Origin of the sequence: Colwellia piezophila ATCC BAA-637, assembly GCF_000378625.1 — a bacterium.
GTDB classification, from domain to species: Bacteria; Pseudomonadota; Gammaproteobacteria; order Enterobacterales; family Alteromonadaceae; genus Colwellia; species Colwellia piezophila.
In genome coordinates, this window is sequence record NZ_KB905166.1 from 211,568 (window position 1) to 235,503 (window position 23,936).

The 23,936-nt window shown below is 39.5% G+C and carries 14 protein-coding genes, 1 tRNA gene and 1 pseudogene; 4 read left to right on the forward strand and 12 right to left on the reverse strand.

Going from position 1 to position 23,936, the window contains the following annotated elements; translation table 11 throughout:
* Positions 1–48: 48 nt before the first annotated feature.
* From F580_RS0113075 to F580_RS0113090, 5 genes and pseudogenes are all read right to left on the reverse strand, one after another.
* The gene (locus F580_RS0113075; protein WP_019028185.1) at positions 49–1,656 is read right to left on the reverse strand and encodes an N-acyl-D-amino-acid deacylase family protein; all 1,608 of its coding nucleotides are present in this window, start codon (positions 1,654–1,656) and stop codon (positions 49–51) included.
* Positions 1,657–1,664: 8 nt separating this feature from the next.
* Positions 1,665–2,951, reverse strand: a complete 1,287-nt coding sequence (locus F580_RS0113080) for a M14 family metallopeptidase (protein WP_019028186.1) — start codon at positions 2,949–2,951, stop codon at positions 1,665–1,667.
* A 13-nt stretch (positions 2,952–2,964) separates the two neighbouring features.
* A pseudogene (locus F580_RS26925) lies at positions 2,965–3,195 on the reverse strand (hypothetical protein).
* A gap of 164 nt (positions 3,196–3,359) precedes the next feature.
* Positions 3,360–6,260: a TonB-dependent receptor domain-containing protein gene (locus tag F580_RS0113085; protein WP_019028187.1), complete on the reverse strand. Its 2,901-nt coding sequence runs from the start codon at positions 6,258–6,260 to the stop codon at positions 3,360–3,362.
* Positions 6,261–6,644: 384 nt separating this feature from the next.
* The gene (locus tag F580_RS0113090) at positions 6,645–11,390 is read right to left on the reverse strand and encodes an NAD-glutamate dehydrogenase (protein WP_019028188.1); all 4,746 of its coding nucleotides are present in this window, start codon (positions 11,388–11,390) and stop codon (positions 6,645–6,647) included.
* A gap of 381 nt (positions 11,391–11,771) precedes the next feature.
* On the opposite strand from F580_RS0113090, the gene F580_RS0113095 reads away from it, so the two are divergent.
* The 4 genes from F580_RS0113095 to F580_RS0113110 all read left to right on the forward strand — a co-directional run bounded on the left by F580_RS0113095 (position 11,772) and on the right by F580_RS0113110 (position 17,565).
* Entirely contained in the window at positions 11,772–13,049 is a 1,278-nt protein-coding gene (locus tag F580_RS0113095) for a type III PLP-dependent enzyme domain-containing protein (RefSeq protein ID WP_019028189.1), read from the forward strand.
* A gap of 134 nt (positions 13,050–13,183) precedes the next feature.
* A complete protein-coding gene (gltS, locus tag F580_RS0113100; protein WP_040357317.1) occupies positions 13,184–14,395 on the forward strand; it encodes a sodium/glutamate symporter in 1,212 nt (403 codons plus the stop codon).
* A 239-nt stretch (positions 14,396–14,634) separates the two neighbouring features.
* Positions 14,635–16,356, forward strand: a complete 1,722-nt coding sequence (locus F580_RS0113105) for a Na+/H+ antiporter NhaC family protein (RefSeq protein ID WP_019028191.1) — start codon at positions 14,635–14,637, stop codon at positions 16,354–16,356.
* Positions 16,357–16,689: 333 nt separating this feature from the next.
* Positions 16,690–17,565 carry a LysR family transcriptional regulator gene (locus tag F580_RS0113110; protein ID WP_019028192.1) on the forward strand — a complete coding sequence of 292 codons (876 nt, stop codon included), beginning with the start codon at positions 16,690–16,692 and terminating at the stop codon, positions 17,563–17,565.
* A 59-nt stretch (positions 17,566–17,624) separates the two neighbouring features.
* Here the strand turns inward: F580_RS0113110 and F580_RS0113115 are convergent, their stop codons facing one another.
* The 7 genes from F580_RS0113115 to F580_RS0113145 all read right to left on the reverse strand — a co-directional run bounded on the left by F580_RS0113115 (position 17,625) and on the right by F580_RS0113145 (position 23,899).
* The gene (locus F580_RS0113115) at positions 17,625–18,266 is read right to left on the reverse strand and encodes a DsbA family protein (RefSeq protein ID WP_019028193.1); all 642 of its coding nucleotides are present in this window, start codon (positions 18,264–18,266) and stop codon (positions 17,625–17,627) included.
* On the reverse strand, positions 18,259–18,729 hold the full coding sequence (locus F580_RS0113120) for a disulfide bond formation protein B (protein WP_019028194.1): 471 nt from the start codon (positions 18,727–18,729) through the stop codon (positions 18,259–18,261). The genes F580_RS0113115 and F580_RS0113120 overlap by 8 nt, the downstream gene beginning before the upstream one ends.
* Positions 18,730–18,951: 222 nt before the next feature.
* Entirely contained in the window at positions 18,952–19,962 is a 1,011-nt protein-coding gene (locus F580_RS0113125) for a M20/M25/M40 family metallo-hydrolase (protein WP_019028195.1), read from the reverse strand.
* Between the two features lie 2 nt (positions 19,963–19,964).
* A complete protein-coding gene (locus F580_RS0113130; RefSeq protein WP_019028196.1) occupies positions 19,965–21,143 on the reverse strand; it encodes a tetratricopeptide repeat protein in 1,179 nt (392 codons plus the stop codon).
* Between the two features lie 132 nt (positions 21,144–21,275).
* Entirely contained in the window at positions 21,276–22,733 is a 1,458-nt protein-coding gene (locus F580_RS0113135) for an acyloxyacyl hydrolase (RefSeq protein WP_040357320.1), read from the reverse strand.
* Between the two features lie 118 nt (positions 22,734–22,851).
* Positions 22,852–22,942: transfer RNA gene (locus F580_RS0113140), tRNA-Ser, on the reverse strand.
* A gap of 192 nt (positions 22,943–23,134) precedes the next feature.
* Entirely contained in the window at positions 23,135–23,899 is a 765-nt protein-coding gene (locus F580_RS0113145) for a hypothetical protein (RefSeq protein WP_019028198.1), read from the reverse strand.
* Positions 23,900–23,936: the final 37 nt, after the last annotated feature.

A 23,936-nucleotide genomic window follows, 5' to 3' on the forward strand; every position in this document is an offset into this window, starting at 1 on the left:
GTATTGACCTGTTTTACTTAGCTAAGCTTATATTTAGCTAAATTGCACTTACTGGATAAACTCTCCGGCTAAAGTATTGTTAAATTTTTCATTTTCTATTACCAAAATACCGTTAACAATCACTTGCTCTACACCCACAGAATATTTATTCCACTGACTAAAGTTTGCCTTAGGGGCAAAGGTTTGTTGATCAAAAACGATAATATCGGCTTTATAACCCGTTTTTAATAGGCCTCGATTACTCAAACCTAGTATTTTAGCGGTCTTTGCAGAGCTCCTATTAATAAATTCGGCAAGGGTGAGCAGTTTTTTCTCAACCACATAAGTCTGATACTTTCTTGGAAAGCTAGCGTATTTTCTCGGATGACCATTAGTACCATCAGATGAAGTAACCACCCAAGGTTGTACCATAAAACGTTCAACATCTTTTGGTGACATATTAAAAGACGCGACTCTCACCTCCCCCTCAAGTATTAGCGAAATGGCGGTATCAACAACTGACAAGTCTTTTAGCTCAGCGATTTGAAGCAAATTCAAACTGACTAAAGTTGTATCAGTAAATTCAGTAATATAAAGCGAGTCTGGTCCACCTCTTCGACGAATGTTCTCAGTCACTTCTTTAGCGAGTTGTTCAGCTAGATCCGCTTTTTTTAAACGTTGATGAAAAGCCTCTGTAGAATCGGCCATTACCCATTTTGGCATCACCGCACTACGAAGTTTGGTTCCAGATGCTAGCCATGGGTATTGATCTGCTGATATTGACGTGCCCTTCTGTTGCGCTTGTTCAATTTTAGCAATGGCCTGTTCACTTTGTCCCCAGACATCAATCCCTAGGGCCTTGATATGGGCTAAATGTAGGTGGATATTAGCTTTATCGGCAATATTAATGGCTTCATCTAGGGCCGCCATAAAACCAATATCAAAAGTACTTTCATCACGTAAATGGGTGTCATAAATCCCGTGGTATTGACTGGCTATTTTCGCCAAACTAATCACTTCGTTAGTATCAGCATAACTACCCGGTACATAATATAAGCCGGTTGATAAACCAATAGCGCCTGCTTTCATTGCTTTGGTTAATAGAGCCGACATTTCTGCGAGTTCTTCTGGCGTTGAATAACGCTCAGCACGACCCATAACTTGTTCTCTTAAGCTACCGTGGCCCACTAATAACGCGGTATTTGTGCCTATGCCATTAGTAGTTAGCTTTTCAGACATTGCGGTAATATCTACCGGTCCGCCGCCATCATTACCATTAATAACGGTAGTAACACCTTGGGTTAAGTAATTTAAGTTATGGTTTTTATCTTTACTTAACAGCTCAGCTAAAGAATGAGTATGTGGGTCAATAAATCCCGGGCTAACAATTTTACCTTGAGCATCAATTGTTTTGAGCGCTTTAATAGTATGCTCACCACTAGGGTATAAACCACAAATAATCTGCTGACAAATAGCGACATCTAATTGTTGAGCTTCACTGCTTTCACCGGTGTAAACGGAGCCATTCGTAATTAGCAGGTCAACTTTACTTTGCTCTTTATTTTGAACAGCACTTTCATCAGAGCAAGCAGATAATAAGGCTAAAACCACCGCCATGGAGACTACTTTTTTATTTAGCAGTTTTGTATCGGGAAATTTTTTATCAAATATACTCATAAAAGGTCCTATTGTTTATCGTGATCAACGTTTGATAACATATTAATCATCAGTATGTTAGCTGACTTAAAAGCAATGCGCTTTATCTTAGTACGATCAGTGTTGTCACCCACTTCGTAGGTAATGGCATGCACACCAAATTTATCAGAGAAATACTGTTTGGAAACGCCATTATTAGGGTTGTTGCCAGGTCTTTGTATTACATTGAAGTTAGGCATTTGACGATCTAGCTCAGCGAGCCAATTCCTAACAAAATAAGCTTTCTCAACACCATAATCAACTGGCATGGTATAAAAAATATCGTTTTTAGTTGAGTGGAAATCTACGGCAAAACGGATTTTCTGTCCCTGGCTAACCAATTCCTGCAAATAATCGTTTATCAGGCGCGTTTCAACTTGTGAAAATTTCACCCAGTCGCGGTTTAAATCTAAGCCATTAGCATTACTGCGCCAATTGCCGGCCTGGACACCATCGGGATTAATATTGGGGATAACGAGAACATTATACTTTCTCAGAAAATAATTACTGAGTTCACTGCTTGATAACAAGGTTTCCACAAAAGGAAACAAGGCCAATGCACCGGTAACTTCCGGCGGGTGCTGCCTACCAAGAATAATTACCCATTCATTGGTATTTTCATTTCGACTTTCAATTTTGTAGATGGGACGACCTTGTGTTGATAGCCCTAAAATACTGTGACTAAAAGCGTTTTTCTCAGTGAGTTGCTGAGCCCAATCGACGTAGTATTCATTATTGATTATTTCTTGGGCAGCAATCGTTATTGGCTTAGGTGTTGCCGTCATCTTCATGATTAAGCGCTTACCACGTAACTTATATGTTTGTAGTTGCCAAGTTTTTCCATCACGACTAATTTTTGGTGGGTACCTGTGCTCATCACCACGAACTCTCATGGTGATTTGAATATCAGTATTTGTATCAGCCTGTATTTTAAAGGCATACCAAGGACTTGAATTTATTGGCGTATTTTCTGGAACCAAAATAATTTCAAATTCATTTTCTGCCACTTGCTTACATTCGTCCATGCGGCCGGCAGAAAATTTAGCGGTTAAGGTTACCGGACCGATATCGCAAGATTGATCAGATTTGTTTTCGCGCTTAACTTGTTTGATGACACTTTCAAGTGGCGTCTTATCAGCAGATTCTACCGGTTTCTCTACAGATTGCTCTGTTGTAGAAGCAACCGTCGGGCTTTCTTTTTCAATAACATGAGGAGATGAACATGCAAACAAGAATAATGGTAATAATAACGGAGAAGTTTTCAATAATTTCATCATAATTTTCAAACTATTAGTTGGTTAAAAATAATATGGCTCGGCGAGGGGCTGTTAAGCTTTCAAGATTATTTTTGCAGCGAATTGTTGGGTGTTTATACAAGGCAGAGCCTTTGTAATGTGGTCACTCCACATAAAAAGGCGATAACGCCGTAAAAAGGTCCAACAAACGCTGTCCGAAGGATTCGGCTAAAAACATTTTACTCATTGTTGAGCAGTATTTGCGTTGAGTAACTAGGCTACACACTACTCGCCGTGACTAAAACGTTTTATTCTCTTTAAAAGAGCCGAACAAAATTTAATCGTGAATGTTTTACAGCCCCTACATTTGCTAACCGAGCCATAACGTCTATCGCTTACTTATATCTGAATTAAGCTTTATACCAAAAGGTATTACTTCAAAGGTATTACCTAAAAAGTTTTGCTCAAGTTCATGTATAAGTAACGACCACGGTTTGAATGATAATCACCTGAGTAACCATGCCAGTAATTATCGGCTACTGGTGGCTCTTCATCACCGATATTTCGAATACCAATTCGGATATAAGAACCATCTAACATAGAATCATTTGACACCTTGTATGAACCATACACATCAACAGTAGTAAAACTATCTATCGGTAAGAATACTTTTTCACCGTCAACTGTCGCGTTTGTACTGGTATCAACAAACTCACTAACATAATTTAAGCTAACACCAGCGCCCCAACCATTGAATCTCCAGTTAAGTGAACTTTTAGCGCGCCATTCAGGATTACCATCTTGTTTGATTAGATCGCCTACACCGGCAACTTCTACTTCTTCAAGGTTTGGATATTTAACTAAATCTTTTTGCGCTTCAAGTACGGTGGCAGAAAGACTATCAACTGATGTTTCATATTTAGTTAAATAGGCGGCATTTACGTTAAATTCAAAGTCGCCAAATGACGTTTCAAGGTCATACACTATACCGAAATCAAGACCAGACAACTCTTGGCTTGAGGCATTGATATATCGATTATTTACTTGGCTAGCAACTAAATCCTCATCACGAATAACGTTAGGGTTACCAGCACCACCATCTACACGTAAAATATAATCGTGTGCTAAAACGGTTTCATAAGGAGCAAGGAAAACCAGATTTTCTTGTTCAATTTTCCAATAATCCACAGTAAGCGTTAAATTTTCAAGCGGCTCCAAAATGATACCAAAAGAGGTGCTAACACTGTCTTCTGGTTTAAGGTTAGAGTTACCTTGGCGATTATCAATAACAGCATAAGTCTCATCAAGTACCGGATCATACTTAGAGCTACGACGCGGCATACTCGCTTCTTCAGAACTTTGTTGTAGGCCAGGTACTTTAAAACCACCCGCATAAGATGCTCTCATGCTTAGCCAATTTGTCGGTTTGTAGAATAATGCGACTTTAGGTTTTAATGCATCACCACCGTCAGAAAAATTTTCATAACGTGCAGCAAGTTGCACTTCTGCATACTGATCACCACTGTCGATTAATGGCAAGATAAGCTCCGCAAAAGCGGAAGTAACACTACGGCTAGCGCTGGCGTCCGTCGTTGCACTACTACCATATAATGAACTTTCATTAACCACACCTTTATAGTCCGTAAAAGGTAAACTACCATCTACATACTTAGAACGGTCACTGGTATAGTCTTCATAACGGTATTCAACACCTAGAGCAAGGCCAGCATCGCCTGCAGGCATTTCGAAGATCTCGCTATTCGAAGCCTTGAAATCGATTGACGCTAAACTCGTTGTTGAATCAGTGTGAGCTTGAATTAGAAACTGGTCAGTAATTGATGTCGAAACTAAGGGTCTAGTTCCAATCGTATTTGGATTGTTGATATCACCACCACCAAAGACATTGTATGCGGTACTTTCATTGGTACTGTTAACCGCTTTTTCAAAAGCATTTATATCAATACGTGTACTGACATCGTTGGTTTCAGCTGCACTATAAAATGCTGCACTTTCCCAATCCCAGCTGCCCATATAACCTTTAAAACCGGCTAGTACTCGATAACTGGTATCATCAACGGTAACGGTTCTTAGTCCAATATCAGTAGGACGATATTTTTTTAAAGTGACTTGTTCGCCAAATGGATTATAAAAGGCATCTGCAGCTATATTAAATCGATGTTTACTACCGTTGTGATTTTGCTCTGACTGGTTAGTAAGTTCCGCTTGGTAATAAATACCTTCAGCAAAAAATTCGACATCATCATTAACTTGATGGGTGAAGTGTGTGTAAAAGTTAAGTCTTTGTGCATCTGAAGATAATGGACGTGTAGTACCACGATCAAATTTCACATCACCACCTGGTTTAGAGCCAGCTGAACCGGAAACTGTTTCTCCAACAACACAAACACCATCTAAACCAAGAACCGCAGATGCACCATCTGCACCACCCGCATCACAATCGCCCATACTTTCTGGTTGAAGATGAAATGTTCCGTAAGAAGAACTACTAAACTCGCCCCAGGGGGTATCACTGCTGCGGTTATCTAATTGACTATCACCAACAAATTCTTCAGGTAAACCAGGGTAATCACGTCTATCATGACTTGCTGAATAAGGACGTTCTGTTGCCATCATGCCATTGCGGTTATAGATAGTAACTGAGCCAACTAAATTTGAACGGCCTTCGTTAAGCTCTAAACCACCTAAATAGCTAAAGGTTGTTTCATTTAATGGTGTACCTTGTGATTCACCGTATCTAAGACTTACCTTACTACCAACATACTCACTATCAAGTGCATAGTTAACCACACCCGCAATAGCGTCAGAGCCATAAATTGCAGCAGCGCCATCACGTAAAACTTCTAATGAACGTAAGCCTGAAACAGGTAAAGTATTTGAGTTAACCGTATTGACTGGTACTTTATTAGCGCCAGACTTAGATTGAGTACCTGGGTGGTTAACCATTCGGCGGCCATTAAGCAATACCAAGGTATTACCAGCGCCTAAACCTCGAAGGTTAAATGAGCCTACATCACCTCGGGCATCATTGACATTTGAAGAGCCAGTGGTTTCACCAAAGTTAACTGAACCCATTTGCGGGATAGAGCGAAGTAATTCATCACCTGACACTGCCGCGGAATTTTCAATATCAGATGCTGACATTACAGTTATGGGTAAAGTACTCACATCCGTTGCACGTTTAATATTTGAACCGACAACAGAAATCCTTTCGATTTCTTCCTCTTTAACTTCGGCTTTCTCTGCTGCAAAGGCAACTTGAGAAGTAAGGGCAGTTAGTACACATAGACTTAAATGTGACAATTTAGACTTAAACATTGTTTTATCTTTCATGACATTCACCGTTGCAATTTTTATGTTTTATAATTAGTCAGGCTTATTAGTTGCCTGATCATTTGATTTCATTCTGTTTCATTTTGTTCACAATCACCTTGAACTTAAATCACAGACTTAACAATTACCCCTTTGTTGCATACCTATAACCTTGGGTTATAGTCTCTGTTTTTACTAGAGCTTAACGGCTATTTTTAATGACAAAAATAGCCTGGTTAGATAAACTTTTTGAGGATTTAGTTAATTGCAGAATGAGTTTTGTTAGCAGTTGAAATATATTGATGAAATTGTGTTGAAGAAACCATAGCAGACTAGCGTATATCTATCACTCATTAACGATAACAAGTGATAGATAACAGCGGAAACCGCTCAGTTAAGCGTCACTTAAGCCATTAATGTCCTTAGTTGACGATTAGCAAAATAGAGTTTATCGATAACTACGCTGCCGGTACTTTTTAAGTCATCTAATATGCTGTTTAGTCTCTTTAACTCAGCAACTTTATCCGCTGACCACAGATCAACAGCAGTACTAGCGGTCACATCTCGGTTACCATTAATGACATTTACCACCAATTTTTCTCTAATCTCGAGTAGGTCAAGTAATAAGCTAAACCGGGCTAACCTAGACCAATGGTCTGTGGCTGACACTTTTTCCGTCTGCTCTATTAACCAAGGCAGGCCAAGTAATTGGCTCATTTGACTATAACAAGGCAATATTTCAGTCACAGGTAAATTAAGCTCACTGGCTGTTTTTACAATGTCACAGAAAACCACACTAGAGACTTTTAATTGATGAATCTTATCGACCAATGCCTGTGCCAGGGGTTCATCCTCAAGTTGATATAGCGATTCATCTACCGGTGTAAAGGGTAAACTAATGTCGTCGCTATTAAGCTGTTTCAGGCTACTCAGCCCTGGTTTATAACGTTGCACTATGGTGGCAATGCTCTCATTAGCATTAGCGTGGTTTATAAACCAAATGGCCATCAAACGATAAAAACGCTGTACCTCTATCATCATCTTAATTTGAATTAGGGCTGAAACACGGCCCTGTAGTGCCTCAATATCTCGCCAGATATCATCCAAAGCAAAAACTTCTTTGGCAATAATAAAGGCCTTCACAATCTCGGCAATAGTTGCCCCTGTTTGCTCCCTTAACGCATGGATGCCGCCACGGTTAAAGATTTCATTGGCAACACTGGTGGCTATAATTTGTTTCGCTAATGGATGGTCAATAATGGCTTGATTATAATCTTTCGCCAAGATAGCAGGAAATGCCGACAGTAAGTGTTTTTCGAAATACTTGTCTGTTATTAAAAGTTTTTCTTTTAATAACGCATCATGAACATCCATTTTTGAATAGGCCATTAACACAGCCAATTCCGGTCGAGTTAACCCTTGTTGGGCAACGCTCCTCGCTTGTAACTCTTCATCATCAGGTAAAAATTCTAGTTCCCTATTGAGGCCAGCGCTATTGACTAGGTATTGGCTTAAACGAGTGAAACTGTCAAAGTGAGATTGGCTATTCGCCTCATCAATACTTAACGCTTGCGCTTGATAATAATTATTGCGCAGTACCATAAGGCCAACTTCGTCAGTCATGGACGCTAATAAAGTATCACGCTGTAATTTGGTGATGATTTCTTTAGCAACAATGCCATTAAGCAATATTTTTATATTCACTTCTGCATCAGAGCAATTAACCCCGGCGGAATTATCTACGGCATCGGTATTAATTTTACCGCCGGCTTTAGCAAACTCTATTCGGGCGAGTTGACTACAACCTAAATTACCGCCTTCGCCTATGACTTTACACTGTAATTCATTGCCATTAACCCGTAATAAATCGTTGGCTTTATCCCCTACTTCGGTATTAATTTCATCACTGGATTTTACATAAGTGCCTATACCCCCAAACCAGAGTAAATCAGCCTGACAGAGTAAAATATGGCGAATTAAGTCATTTGGCGACAGCCGCTTCACGCTACTATCAATATTAAGTAACTGTTTTATTGGTGTGCTCAATTCAATGTGCTTAACCGTGCGACTAAAGACACCGCCACCCGCTGAAATCAACGTTTTGTCGTAATCTTGCCATGAAGAACGATCAAGTTGGTATAGTCGACTACGTTCAACATAACTCAAAGTACTATCAGGGTTTGGGTCGATAAATATATCGCGGTGATCAAAAGCAGCCACCAGTTTTATGGTTTTTGAAGATAACATGCCATTACCAAAGACGTCCCCGGACATATCACCAATACCAATAACACTGATTTCATCTTGTTGAACATCAATATCCATTTCACTGAAATGACGCTGTACTGACACCCAGGCACCTTTTGCGGTAATACCCATTTTTTTATGGTCGTAACCAACACTACCACCCGAGGCAAAGGCATCACCAAGCCAAAAACCATAGTCTTGGGCTATTTCGTTAGCAATATCAGAAAAGGTAGCGGTACCTTTATCTGCCGCAACCACTAAGTAGCTATCATCGCCATCAAAGCAGACAACGTCTTTGGGTTTAACAATACCACTGGCGGTATTGTTGTCTGTTATATCTAATAACGCTGAGATAAAAACCTTATAACAACTAATGGCTTCGAGCGTAATTTGTTCACGAGAGCCATTAACCGGTAGTTGCTTAGGTACAAAACCGCCTTTTGCACCCTGTGGCACGATCACCACATTTTTTACTTGCTGAGCTTTAACTAAGCCTAATACTTCAGTTCTGAAATCTTCCTGTCGGTCAGACCAACGTAAACCACCCCGGGAAACAGGTCCGAACCTTAAATGAACCCCTTCAACTTGCGGTGAATACACAAAGGTTTCCACATAGGGTCTAGGCTGTGGCGCATCATCTATTTCGCCACTACGTATTTTAAAGGCGCAATAAGATTTCGGCTCGCCCGTTGGGGATGTTTGATAAAAGTTAGTTCTTAGTGTTGCAGAAATAGCAGCAATAAAATTACGAAGAATTCTATCATGGTCAATTTTTGTCACCGTACTGAGACTTTGTAACAACTCGGTTTTGATGACCTCAGCCTCCACTGTTCGCTCTTTAATACTTTTATTACTTAAAGCAAAGCGGGTTTCGAATAAGTTGATTAAGCTATGAACAATATCTGGGTAATTAATCAAGGCTTGTTGGAAGTATTCTTCAGAGTAGCCCAGGCCTAATTGACGTAAATATTTACCATAAGCGCGAATAATAATAATTTGTCGAATATTGAGTTGGGCACCGAGCAACAACTTGTTATAACCATCACTTTCAATGTGACCCGCCCAAACTTGTGCTAATGCCTGTTCAAGGTCAACTTTTACCGCCTCAATATCGATATATTCACCGGGACACTCAAGGGTATAACTATAAGCTTTGCTACGAGTACCGTTGTTTGAACAGCTGACTTTAAAACTAAATTCATCTACCGGTCTAAAACCAAACTGCTCTAGAATCGGGATTGAATCACTTAAGGCAATGGTTTGCGCTAAAGTAAATATATTTAAGGTCAGCTGAGTTTTACTTTGTGGTGAACGAACTATTTGAAACTGGTAATCATTGTCAGTGGTTAAACATTCAATGTTATTTATTGCACTGATGGCCTGTTGGGCAGAAAAGTGTTCTCGATAGCTTTTTGAAAATGCATTTTTATATTTTTTCACTAAAATACTTGCTTGTTGACCTTGCCATACTTGCGATATCAGCGAGGTCAAATTTTCGTTCCAACTTTGTGTTTTAGCTTCGATACTTGCGATCAATGCACTGATGTCGACCTCATTTTTAAGGGAGTCATCTTTTTTAACAATAAAATGCCATTGCGCTAGGTAATTATCATTGAGCATAGAGCGACGTGATAATATCTCCCCTTGATAAACCTGCGATAGCTCAGTCTCTATTTCGTCACGCAAATCAGTACAAAAAGCATCCTTAGAAACAAACACCAATATAGATACTTGTTCGTTAAAATCATTTTCTCTGATAAACACGCCGGATTTACTTCTCACATTAAGATTATGAATATTCTTTGCTAAGTCTAATAGCTGCTCATTACTACTTTCATATAATTCCCTTTTCGGCAAAGCCGCGAGAATATGGATAAAATTACGGTAATCATGGCTGTCTAACTTCAGCGAAAGTTGTCGTATTATTTTAGCTAATTTATCTTTTAAAAAAGGGTTTTTGTTCGGGTGCAGATTAGTCGCAACTTGCGTGAATAAACCGACAAACTGATGCACTGCAATAAGGTTACCTTGTGCGGAAAACGCTTTGACACTGACTAAATCAAGGTAATCATGACGATGAATAGTGGACTTTACTAATGACTTGCTCACCTTAAGTGCGTTGTCCGAGATAATAAATTGGTTAAATTCGGCACTGTTAAGGGTTAATACTTCATTAGCTACATTTACGTCTTCGTTGAACATCCCTAAACAGTCATCTATAGGTATCGCGTTACCTTTGTTTTTTATTTTTAGTGAGTTATAACCAAGAAAAACAAAGTGTTCCTGACAAAGCCATGATAAAAAACTTTTCGCCTCATTTCCGTTAGCTGTAGACGTTTGATGCTTTATCCCTTCAGTTTTAGCCATCATTAACGGCCAATCTTGCGTCACTCTATCGATATCAGCTAACAAGTTCTGGATTGTTTCGAGCAGTTGCTCAATCACTTTAGCTGTTAATTGGTTAGCAAGCGCTATGTATAGAATTGACTGTTCTGGATGGGAATCTTTCTTCGATTCGCAGCCATTAAGAAGTTGCTCTCGATTCATTACCGGATGTAAAAAGACATTGATTTTATAATCTTGCTCCATCAGTAACGCTGAAATAGAATCAACAATAAATGCTTTATCATCAGTAATAATATGTATTACTGAACCCTCAACCAACCCCGCTTCTTGGCTGCTATTCTCAATGACTACAGTATTTTTTTGTCTGTTAGCAGATGAAAAAGATTGCCATAGTGATAAAGCAATTTGATAACGCTGCAAGGTTGATAGCCGATGTAAATCAACACTGAGTGCGTTGTTAAACATTTGTTGAGAAAAAGCAGTAAAAGCAGTGATATCTGCTTCCGGATAGTTTTCATTTATATAACGACATAATTCTAGATCAGTAACAACAGTCACAATAAATTGCCTTAATTGGTATTATAAAAGCCCTTCCCTTATGGAAAAAGGTGCTAGCCAAGTCATTTACACAAAAACACACTTGGTTCAAATAAAAGACTAGTCAGTGGAGCTTTTACTGGCAAATTCATTTATTTAGCAAAGGTATAACCAAACGTTGTAGTAAATATAGAGCCCGCTACTTCCTATAAAAATAGCCAATAAACAATCCCTTAACCACGTTAAGGGTAAAATAAACACCAACACATAACCCTAAGTTATTACCTAGCAAAGTTTAACTATTACCCCTTTTCATTTTGTTACATTATCTTAAAGGTATCGACAAACAATCATCTGTTATACCAACAGTGCCATGTTTCCTTAATTCAAAAAGATACCCACATGAACAGAAAGCAAAACATAATAAAAACGGCTATCAACATACAAGCTATCAATAATGATTTAACCGCTATTGGGGTGATGGACTTAGACGGTTTGAAAAAAACCGTTAGCGATGCTTATGACGCTTTTCCGGCAAATTTTTTCCATACCTTTGCGGTAAAAGCTAATGCTTTAGTCAAGGTATTAACACCTCTTCGTGAGTATGGCATGGGCGCGGAAGTTGCCAGTCCTGGCGAGCTCTTAATAGCACTGACTGCTGGTTTTAGCTCACAAAACATCATCTTTGATTCGCCAGCAAAAACCATACAAGACTTAACAACCTGTATAAAAAATGGTATCGCTCTTAACATTGATAACTTACAAGAACTAGAGCGTATCGATGCCCTGATGCTAGAGTTTCCTGATAGCAAATCTGTTATTGGTTTTCGCGTTAACCCACAAATTGGCGCGGGTAAAATAGGCTCAACAAGTACAGCGACGGCAACCTCAAAGTTTGGCTATGCTTTAAATGATAATAATAATCGAAATGACCTTATTGCCATTTATAAAAAACGTCCTTGGTTAAAGAGTATTCATACGCACACGGGCTCTCAAGGTTGTGAATTAACCTTAATGGCACACGGCATCAATATTATCACCGAACTTGCCGAAGAAATAAATGCCGAAATTGGTAGCCAACAAATAACCCGCATAGATATTGGCGGCGGTTTACCGGTTAACTTTAGCTCAGAAGTCATCAAGCCGAGTTTTAAAGATTATGCCGACTTATTAAAAGCTGAAGTGCCATTACTATTTACTGGCAAGTACCAAGTAAAAACGGAATTTGGTCGTGCGATTGTCGCGAAAAACGGCGTTATTATCACCCGTGTAGAATATACCAAGAACTCTGGTGGTCGACATATCGCCACGACTCATGCTGGTGCCCAGATCCTCACTCGTACGGCTTTCTTACCTAAGTCATGGCCAATTAGAACCACGGGTTATACCGCTGAAGGCATAGAGAAAACGCCACAAAACTCAGCAGTCGTGACCACAGATGTGGCGGGCCCCTGTTGTTTTGCCGGCGATTTGATTTGCAGCAATCAACAATTACCTAAGTTAGAGCGTAATGACTATGTCATGGTGCACGATACTGGCGGTTATTATTTTACCAATCATTTTGATTACAACAGCCTGCCTCGCGTGGCTGTTTATACTGTCAACGGCCCAGACGATGAGCTGACAATGCAATGTATCCGTGCACAAGAATCCCTCGCCGATGTTTTAAGCAAGATGTAAACGCTAATAATACCAGTTAAAACACATCGTCAATAAAAATCCTCATACTAAAACAGCCTCATGCCAGCCACTCTGTAAAGATTATTTACTGAGTGGGCTTAGCGAAGGCACATAACTATAAAGTGAGTTTAATCATGGACATAAACATAGGCATCTTAGAAACGTTAGTCGTTGCGCTAATCATTCTTTTTTCAGGTTATTTTTGTAATAGCAAAGTAGCCTTTTTACGTGACAATAACATTCCAGAGCCCGTTGTCGGCGGTATACTCTTTTCAATAATAGCGGCCATCGCACATAGTTTTTTTGATATTCACTTTAATTTTGCCATGAATTTTAAAAACCCGTTAATGACGGTGTTTTTTACCACGGTTGGTCTAGGAGCGAGCTACTCATTATTGCTTAAAGGCGGCCCAAAAGTTATTTTGTTTTTAGGCGTGGCCACCTTATATTTATTGATACAAAACGCGGTGGGTGTCACCTTAGCCATCAGTGCCGGTATGGACCCATTAATGGGCTTAATTGGCGGCTCAGTTACCCTCTCAGGTGGTCATGGTAATGGCGCAACGTATGCCGATTTATTCATTAGCGAATACAATATGCCTGCTAGCGTTTTCGAACTTGCTATGGCAGCAGCGACCATGGGTTTAGTATTGGGCGGCTTGGTTGGCGGTCCTGTGAGTAAACAATTGATTAAACGTCATAACCTTAAAGCCGATAGTTATCATGAAGAGCTTGATGATACGATAACCTTTAACCCTGACGACCATGATCTGGTTACCCCCAAAAAAATGATGGAAACCCTGTTCATTATTTTATTATGCATGACTGTTGGCCATGTGGTTTACCTAGAGTTAAAAAGTAATGATGTTATTTTACCGGCATTTTTGATGCCATTATTATTTGGCGTCTTGGCAACCAACTTAACTGAGCTATCTAAACGCTACACCATTAGTCGAGCTTGCATTGATTTATGGGGCACTATGGCCCTGTCAATCTTTTTAGCCTTAGCCTTGATGTCGTTAAAGGTATGGGAACTCGCCAGCTTAGCCCTGCCTATGATCCTTATTATTTTAGTGCAAACCATTATGTTAATGATGTTTGCTTACTTTATTACCTTTAGAGTCATGGGTAGTAACTATAATGCCGCCATTATTGCGGGTGGTCATTGTGGTTTCGGTTTGGGAGCAACGCCAACGGCGGTCGCTAATATGGAATCATTAGTGGCAAGGTATGGCCCTTCGCCGCAAGCTTTCTTAGTGGTACCTTTGGTGGGCGCTTTCTTTATCGATATAACCAATGCCCTCGTTATCCAACTGTATTTAAGTCTGCCTTTTGTGACCCCTTAACTTTACAGCTGATGAGTCTTGGTCGAATAAAAGTATAAAATATTATTCTTATCGGCTTTATCTGCTTAAGTTTATCCTATAACCTTAGGTTATACCTTAGAACTAAGCATTTATTGCCGTATTAACAACTTCATACGCTTTTTTCTTTATTTATTTTGACTCGCTTTACCTAGGGCTTTGCTAATGGCTAAACAAGAACAGTGCCTATCCTTTCGAAATTTGAGCTTAACGTGTCCGCTATGAGTAAAAATAATAGCTTTGCACTCATCATTCTTAGTTTAGGATTATTTTTCGCTGTCTATATTGATAGCTCTGTTGATAAAACGTGGCTAGAGCAATCCTATACCTATGATACTTACCAAACCGATTCTGGTCATACTGCCTATAAATATAAAGGTAAGCAAGTCATTATTACCGAGGTGGTTGCCTACCAAAAATCTCCACTGCGACAAGCACATTTAAATCAACTAAGCCAAGATCCACAATTAGCTCAACAATGGGTCGAAAATGATAAGCAGCAATTAAAACTGCTCAAACCCGCATTTCATTTTGGTCTATGGTCATTATTACCCGCTTTTATTACTATCGCTTTATGTTTGCTTACCCGAGAGCCCTTAACTTCGCTGTTAGCGGGCATTGTCGTTGGCTCAATTATGCTTGGCCAATATAATTTAACCGATGCCGTTATCATTCCTAATCTTGCCAAAGAGGGCACTGCCGGCCTTTTACTGTTGTATTTGTGGTTACTAGGCGGTTTATTAGGAGTCTGGTCGAAAACGGGTGCAGCCCAGGCTTTTGCCAATTACATGAGTGAACACTATGTTAAAGGCCCTCGGTCAGCCAAAACTATTTCATGGTTATTGGGTATTTTGTTTTTCCAAGGTGGCACTATGAGTACGGTGTTAGTAGGCACCACCGTCAGACCGTTAGCTGACAAAGCTAACGTCAGTCACGAAGAAATGAGTTATATCGTTGATTCAACGGCCTCACCCATTGCCTTAGTTATCGCTTTTAATGCTTGGCCCGCCTATGTCCAAGCCTTAATTTTTGTGCCAGGGGTGTCATTTTTGGCAACCGAAGCAGACCGACTAAACTTTTTTTTTAGCAGTATTCCTTTTAGCTTTTACAGCATTCTTGCCGTAACTGGCACGTTATTATTATGTTTAAACATCACCAAATTTTCGGGCAAAAGGATTCGTAATGCTCAGCAAAGAGCCAGCACAACTGGCCAGTTAGATGCGAAAGGCGCAAGACCCTTAAGCGCTAAAGAGTTGCAAAGCTGTGATGTTCCCCCTGGATATAAACCCCACGTACTAGAGTTTATTTTCCCTTTATTCACCTTGATTGTTATTGCCGTTAGCACCTTTATTTACTTAGGCTCACCTCAAATCAATTGGGCTTTTGGCGCAGCTTTGCTGTTATCGGCAAGCATAGCGTTAATAAAAGGCATGTCGTTAACCAATGTTGTCGATGGTTTTGGCAATGGCTTAAAAGGCGTAGTGCTAGCCTCAGTGATATTAATGTTAGCGGTTATTATCGGCAGTATCAGTAAGGAAATTGGTGGCGGCTTGTATTTAGTGTCGCTGTTAGGTGAACACCTACCCTTTTGGCTTTTACCGCTGATATTGCAGTTAATCACTATGGTTATCGCCTTTTCTACCGGTACCAGTTGGGGTACTTATGCGATTGCATTTCCCTTAGCCATGCCTTTAGCTTGGGCTATTTGCCAATCTCAAGGTCTTGCTAACCCAGAACTTTTTATGATGGTTTGTTTTGCTACAGTACTTAATGGCAGTGTATTTGGCGATCAATGCTCGCCCATATCTGATACTACGATACTCAGCGCTATGACCACGGGTTGCGATTTAATGGACCATGTTAAATCACAGCTAGTACCGGCAACATTTGCGGCAACCCTAGCCGGGTGTTTATGGACATTCACCGTTTACTTTTTTGCTTAATACCAAACGGATTAATAAATCGACCAACTTAGAGCTTCAATAGCGAGCTTAGAACAAACAAAATGAGTTAAACATAGTTATTCTATATTTCATTCATTTTGTGAAGTTATCAGTTTGCTACGGAGCTCCCGAAGGGCGAGTTTTAAAGGCATATATGCAGCGTTATTGATTTTGACAAGGACCCTACAGGGATGGTGTTCTTAGAGAATGCAGGAGCTTATTCTCCTGAACAACCATTCTCTGTAATCAATGCCTTGCCTCTAAGCCTTTTAATTCTCGCTAAGTGATCGATTAATTAGTCCGATTGGTACAACACCACACTTAGGAGAGACCATGCGCTTAAGACATATTGAGATTTTCCACGCCATTTACACCACGGGCTCAATAACCAACGCTGCAAAAATATTGCATGTTTCACAGCCATCAGTCAGTAAGGTGTTATCGCATGCAGAAATGCAGCTTGGCTTTGATTTGTTCAAACGGGTTAAAGGCCGTTTGATCCCAACCGATGAGGCAGAAATGCTGTTCGATGAGGTTGATAAAATATACCAACAGATGCGGTCGATAAAAAATACTGCCGAGAATATAAAAAAATCAGAATACGGCCAAATAAGCATAGCCTGTAGTCCCGCGTTAGGCTTTGATGTCATTCCCGGTGCTATCGCAAAATATCACCAGAAACATCATCAAGTAAACTTTAACGTACAAACGGTACATAACGATGCAGTCATGCAAACCTTGCTAGAGCATAAATGTGATTTAGCGATCTTGTTTGCGCCAAATATTATGCCTGGCATTACCTCTATTGAGTTGGCCGAATCTGAATTAGTCATTGTTTATCCAAAAGCAAGCTTTCCAGATAGCCCCAAAGAGTTAACCTTAAGCCAGATAAAAGAATTCGAATATATTGATATCAGTGATAGCGGCCCATTAGCTGATTTATTATGGACCAGAATGATGAAAGATAACGTCACTCTGGAGGCGTTAATAAAGGTGCAAACCTATTTTATTGGCGCTAGATTAGTCGCTCAAGGTACCGGAATTTGTGTGGTAGACCGATTTACCGCTCAAGGGAATTTATCAGATAATACTGGCATCGCGTCATTTAACCCACCCTTAACCTTCTCAGTCAACGCTTTGTACCTTGAAACCAAAAGCTTGTCTAAAGTGTGCGAAGAGTTTCTACCTTTTTTAATCGCTGAGTTCTAGGCGGGCATTAATGACTAAGCAAAGGTTACCGGTAGAAAATATTCGTCGAAGCCATTGAATTAATAAGCCTCTTCAACCGCTGTTGCGACTAAATCAACCAGTTGGTCATAGCCAAAGACAACCAAAGGTTTGCCATTAACAAAAAATTGCGGTGTAGCACGTACTTGTAAGGTATGTCCGTCTTGGATATCTTGAGCGATGATCTTAGCGACTTTATTACTTTGCCAATCCCTATCAAGTTTTTCGTGATCAAGGGGTAATGTTTTAATGCCGGCTAAGGCTTTTGTCGGATTCGAAACGTGGTGTTCAACCCAACGATCTTGATTAGCGAATAAAAGCGCAACCGCTGGCCAAAATTGTCCTTGTAGGTGAGCGGCTTCAAGCATTTTCACCACATCTTCAGAGCCTTGGTGTAGTGGCGCATAACGCATTTCCACTTTCACTTTTCCTTGATATTTTTTAACTAAATTATTAAGTAGTGGATAAAATTGACGGCAAGTACCACAGGCAGGATCAAAAAACTCGACGATTGTCACTTTTGCTTGTTTTCCACCTTTTGAAGGCACATTCACCCGCTCTAAGGCCGGTAATAACTCATGCGCAATGCTTGTTGGCTGATTACTGTTGTAGACTGCAACTGCGGCAACAAACATAATGCCAATAAACGCAGCAACGCCGATAAAGAGGGTTTTATTATTCATGGTTAGTCCTAGTAGAAGTTTGATCAAATGATTTTTTTGCGAGCATCAATAGCAGCCCAATAAAAGTAAAGGTCAGCAATGACATGACCGGAATATTGATAAAGCCAAGTAAGCTAAAGTGAATTTGTGAGCAAGGCACGCCTTGTACACACGGCTGTGCCGCTTCTGGAATGATGCCCGACACCACCAACACATGAAACAGAGCGGTGAACCAACCCATAATAACTAACGGCATCGCATATCGAGTCACTTTTATATCAAAAGGGAATAGTGCCAAAGGCAGTATGATCACCAAAGGATAAAGGGCAATACGTTGATACCAACACAACACGCAAACCGGCAATTGTACTACTTCACTAAAAAACAAACTGATTAAGGTGCCACTTGTGGCAACTACCCAGGCGATAAACAGATAATTCCAAGGGTTGTTATCAACAGGGATATTTGATTTTTTATTGTTCATAGGGTGTTTTTTCCAATAATGGGAAACTGTATTGCAGGGTTACTTTCGAGCTATTTTAGCGAGGTAAATGATAACAATTATTACGGGGATTTTCAGTATCATTGATACTGTTAAATAAGCTATTTTCCTTAACCTTGTATTAATTTTGTATTAGCCCAGTTTTAGCTCAGCTTAATAAATTCAAATAGTATAATTTTAGAACTAAGTAATCGTATAAAACAATTAATCATGCATAAGTGTATGGTGACTGTTAGTTGTTTTTTCTGCTTCAATGGTCAAACTCGCTTGGGTAACCATCGCGTTGTCTAAGTAGATAAGTTGTTGGAAAATAATATCAGTCGCAGATAAAAAGAATTGATGATTTATATTGGCGTAAACATCAAATTCGCTATGGTAATTTTTATGAGGACCAACGCCAAAATATATAAAGGGAATACCTGCTTTACTAAAGACACCGTGGTCACTCGCCATTAGCCAGTTTATGTGATTGACACTGGTGCCAATACGCTTACGTCCTCTAAATCCATAGGTTAAATGTACGTTAGGTCTTTTTTTTAAACTTGCTTGAAATTTATCAAATTTAGCTAAGTCTTCCGGATTGAGTATTTTATTAAGATCTTTACTGATAAAACGCAATTTCTTTGTATGTTTACTGCCGGCAATCATATCTAAGTTAATGTTTAATCGAATGTTATTAAGTAAGTTTTTTTGTTGTTCGATAAAAGCTTTCGCGCCTAATAAATTAACTTCCTCGCCATCACTAAAGAGTAAAATAATACTGTGCTTTAACGGTGCCTGCTTTAATAGTTTCGCGTAATATAATAATGCCGCGATACCTGAGGCATTATCATCAGCACCATTAAAAACTTTCCCCCCTTTTGTGCCTAAGTGATCATAGTGTGCGCTCAGCAGAATATAGCGGTCCTGAAAATGGCTACCTGGGATAGTGGCAATGACATTTGCACCCTGTTTTGATTGAAAGAAACCTGACTTGGTAAAGGCATGGAGGTATTGATTATTAAAGGGGGGCACGTTTAAGTTTTCAAGCACTGATACCAGGTAAGATTGAGCCTGTAAACTGCCTTGACTTGAAAACTTACGGCCAGAGAATTGATCAGAAGATAAAACATTCAAATGTTGGAGCAGTTTTATCTCATCTTGTGTGCCCCATACAGGGGCTATAGAACACAAGCTAAGCAGTACAATCAATAACTTATAAGCGCTTAAACTCAAGACTACCTTGTCTCTTGGTGTTTAAGGAAATTCAACTTAGCAATATATTGCCTTTGCGTATCTGTTGTCCTAGTTAGCGCAACTGCTTTTTTCATTGACCTTTTTGCTAAGCTTAGTCTGTTTTGTTGATAGTAGGTTTTTGCTAAACCAAAATAAAATTCATGTTGCTCATCATCCAGGGTAATGGCTTTTTTATAATGTTTTATCGCTTTTTGGTAAGACTTAATAAAATAAGCCTCATTAGCTAATAAAGCATGATAATAAGGATTATTAATACGAGACTTATGTATATAGGCCTGAATCGGTTGTGCTTCACTGGTCCGGCCTTGTTTATTCAATAACAAAGCCAAGTTACCTAATGACGTTAGATTATTACCTTTTAGGCTAATTGCATGCCGATACGCGCTTTCTGCCATGGTTTCATGATCAGTTAATTTATATAAAATACCTAAATTACCCCAAGCAGACGCAAATTTATTATCCGTTAATGTCGCTTTTTTAAGGTAATGATAAGCCAGAGTATAATTTTTATTAACCAGTTCTTCAGCGCCTTTATTGTTATAAAACATCGCTAATACAGTATGTTTTTCAATCACTTTTGACGGGAAGTTTTTTTTAGCTATGAATGGGTCAAAGTCTATCCTGGTTGCTTTACCGCCCCACAGCACTCGCCTACTGACATCGCTACTGTCCTTTACCAGTAAATTTACATGACCCGTTAATAAACTATATTTGCCATTACGCACCCAGTATTCGGGAACTTCAACGTTTTGAAAACTGATATTCATGCCTGCTTCCTCAGCCAGGGCATAAGCCATAATGGTCAGAGACATACAGTTAGCTACCTTACTGTGATAAGCCTGTGAAGCCGTGACATTCGCATCACCTTTATAACTTAAGGCGATATTTTCTTCATTAAATAAGTGTTCAAGCAAAATGATGGTTTTTTGTTGTGCGGAGCGGCTATTGACTAATTTGGCTTGCACCATCGCGCGCATTTCATCATCAAGAGCAAAGATTTCTTGTTCTGTTTCAATGGGAATATCGCTTGAAGAGAGGAATTGTTGGTCTAAGTATAAGTTGTGTTGCGCAACAGCAGGTTGGGCTTGATGGTTTTGGTTGCTTTGACAAGCAACCAAACAGGATAGAAATAGCAGTGATATAAAAAATCGATAGTTCATGAACACTCCACTACATAAGTAATGCTAGGAATGTTCTTAGTCTATGACATAGAATAAAAAGTTGCTATGAAGCTAACTAATTATTCATATTTGATTACAATTTATTCAGTTATTATGCAAGTTTGCCCGCTATTAACGTTCACCTTCACCTAAAAGATAGACTAAACGTAAGCTAGTATTATGATCTGAGGTATTAGCATTGGTACTATGATAAAAGCGCCAGTCTAGTTGCAAGGCAAAGTTATTATTTAGCTTGTAGTGCACGCCTACGCCACCATTTACTTGAAACTTTTTAGTCTCGATATCTCTTTTCCATAAAGTTTCACCGAAACCCGCGGTCAAGTAAGGCCTAAAGTCGCTTTGGGTATTAAAGTAGAACTGGCTGTCTAAACTATAATTCTCATAGTTATCATCTACTGAAGTTGCATTATTGGTTAACTTTGCTTTCGAATACGTTACTCGACTCGAGAATTGACGAGTAAAATATAAACCTAAACTGTATTCCGTTGTTGTACCACCTTCAACATCCCATAAATCATCAAGCTCAGTATGGCCAACGCCATAGGTGACACCAATAATGCCGGTATCAATAGGGTCTCTTTTATGAGATGACCTTTTATAGGCTTTTTCTGTATAACTACTACCATCACCGATTTGTAATGAAACATTAAAGTTTATTTGGGTTTCTGTTTGGCCTGCATCACCGAAAGGTCTTTCATTAAAACTAACAAACCCCGTACCGGCTTTAATAATTTCTTTACCAAATAAGTTATTAAGACCAACACTCATATAATCAACCGGATCGAGAAAGAACAATGCGGTGCTACCCAATGTATCAGAGCCCCAGATCGTACTGCCACCTTCACGAAGATCCATTTCAGCATTATAGGCCCATTCTCCGTAAGCCCAACCAAGTACCGGCGTAATCACTAAATCTTGGATAGATGGCACTTCAGCAAAGGCCTCAATACCGTATTCCCAATAGAAAGTCGACATAATAGTCGCGTACATAAAGGCGTCCCATTGACGGTAACCTGATTTACGCGCTACTTGGTAGTAAACACCACCAAAGTAAGGGTGGCCAATAAAGTTGAGCGCTGCTGTGTCTCTGTCCCACACAGGTCCGGCTTTTACATTGTCAGACCATTTACTGAAAATACCTTCTTCTTTATCCCAGTTAGAAATATCTTCTGGTAATAAAGCGATGATACCAATAACACCAAAGCCATAGGCAAATATTGAATTGGTTTGTGACCAAAGTCGATCACTATCCTCACCATTTTTATCAGTAAATATAGACACTTGAAAAGGTGAATCGTAAAAATCAGCAGCCTGAGGAGTATTTTCCCATAGAGAATTTGTCGCCATTTCTCGGTAAATATCTTCAAGGTTTTCTTCGGTAATTGCCGGGCTAAGTTTGATTTCAGTCGATGGCTGGTTCAAAGCAGCGGTGGGAGTATTATTTGGCTTTGTTTCAGCCTGAGCAAACACAAGGCTAGGAAATATAATTGCGGTGGCGAGTGATACGGCTAAAGTAATACGCTTAATATTATTGGTTTTTGCATTACTTGAATCTATATTCATGTCCATAACGGTCACACTCAGTTCCTTAATTATTAACAATACGAAATTACTATAGCAACAGTAATCACTCGCTTTAAAAAAGCAAAAAAGCCGCTAACTTTTCAGTTAGCGGCTTTTTCTAATGTGGCGGTGAGATAGAGATTTGAACTCTAGAAGGGCTACAAACCCTTGCCGGTTTTCAAGACCGGTGCTTTCGACCACTCAGCCATCTCACCAAGTTACTTTGAAAAGAACAACTTATTGCTATTCCTCAAAAGTGGGCGAATTCTAAATACTGACGCCCCTTTTGTAAAGCGTTAAATGCATAATTTGTTAAATAAAGTTAAGCATGCTCGAAAAAAGAACAATTAGAAATTAAATATCATTTAAAACACCTTTCTGCAACTTTACTCAACCGTTCTAAGCCTTTATTTATTTACTGCAGCTAATGGTTGTGTCAGTTGAAACTCTAATAAAGTACCTGCGGGGATATTAATTGAATTGCCACTGGTAAGTAATGATACGCCTAAGCCGACTTTAGCCATATTTTTTGCTCCATCAGAGCCATTAGCTAAGCCACCAATAGCCGCTAAGCGTGCCGTTCTACCAACTGTAGTCTTACCTGTACTTTCAGTTAGCGCTTTCATCTCTGTAGTATGGATCGGCTTCATTTGATTATTAAGCATTATATCAGTCATGGTTAACTGCAAACTTGTTTTACCTCTTAATCGACCTGATTGTTTGACTTGGGTAATAACCCCATACAATGTGCTACCTCGTGGGGCAATCACCACATCATTACTCACTAAATCAGCTTCAAGGCTTACGGTAAATTTATGGCCACCTTTATGCTGTTTAGAGTTAATTGCTGTATTGGTTCTTACGACGACACGTGTACCTGTAGCAGCAACCGCATTATCTTGAACAGCCGGTGGCACATCCTTAGCACTACTCTTCGCTGGGGTTTGTTCACTGGCAGCAGGCACTGCATCACCAAAACTAATACTTTGTACCTTATTGGTATCAAAAGAGAGCTGCTGGCCGGCTATTTCAAAGACCAGTTTATCTGCATTACGTGAAACCAAGGTTCCCGTTAACGTTTGACCATCTTTTAATACCAGCACATCGGCAAGGGCACTAGCCGAAACAAAAAGTGATAAGCCAAGTAATGAAGACGTTATTATTTTTTTCATTATGATTCCATATAACAATTATTAAAAAATACCTGAA

Excerpts from the sequence above, each read along its gene's own strand:
- F580_RS0113135 (WP_040357320.1), bottom strand. The coding sequence starts at position 22,733 with ATGGACATGAATATAGATTCAAGTAATGCAAAAACCAATAATATTAAG.
- F580_RS0113120 (WP_019028194.1), bottom strand. The coding sequence starts at position 18,729 with ATGAACAATAAAAAATCAAATATCCCTGTTGATAACAACCCTTGGAAT.
- F580_RS0113095 (WP_019028189.1), top strand. The coding sequence starts at position 11,772 with ATGAACAGAAAGCAAAACATAATAAAAACGGCTATCAACATACAAGCT.
- F580_RS0113075 (WP_019028185.1), bottom strand. The coding sequence starts at position 1,656 with ATGAGTATATTTGATAAAAAATTTCCCGATACAAAACTGCTAAATAAA.
- F580_RS0113085 (WP_019028187.1), bottom strand. The coding sequence starts at position 6,260 with ATGAAAGATAAAACAATGTTTAAGTCTAAATTGTCACATTTAAGTCTA.
- F580_RS0113115 (WP_019028193.1), bottom strand. The coding sequence starts at position 18,266 with ATGAATAATAAAACCCTCTTTATCGGCGTTGCTGCGTTTATTGGCATT.
- F580_RS0113145 (WP_019028198.1), bottom strand. The coding sequence starts at position 23,899 with ATGAAAAAAATAATAACGTCTTCATTACTTGGCTTATCACTTTTTGTT.
- F580_RS0113080 (WP_019028186.1), bottom strand. The coding sequence starts at position 2,951 with ATGATGAAATTATTGAAAACTTCTCCGTTATTATTACCATTATTCTTG.
- F580_RS0113130 (WP_019028196.1), bottom strand. The coding sequence starts at position 21,143 with ATGAACTATCGATTTTTTATATCACTGCTATTTCTATCCTGTTTGGTT.
- gltS (WP_040357317.1), top strand. The coding sequence starts at position 13,184 with ATGGACATAAACATAGGCATCTTAGAAACGTTAGTCGTTGCGCTAATC.
- F580_RS0113105 (WP_019028191.1), top strand. The coding sequence starts at position 14,635 with ATGAGTAAAAATAATAGCTTTGCACTCATCATTCTTAGTTTAGGATTA.
- F580_RS0113110 (WP_019028192.1), top strand. The coding sequence starts at position 16,690 with ATGCGCTTAAGACATATTGAGATTTTCCACGCCATTTACACCACGGGC.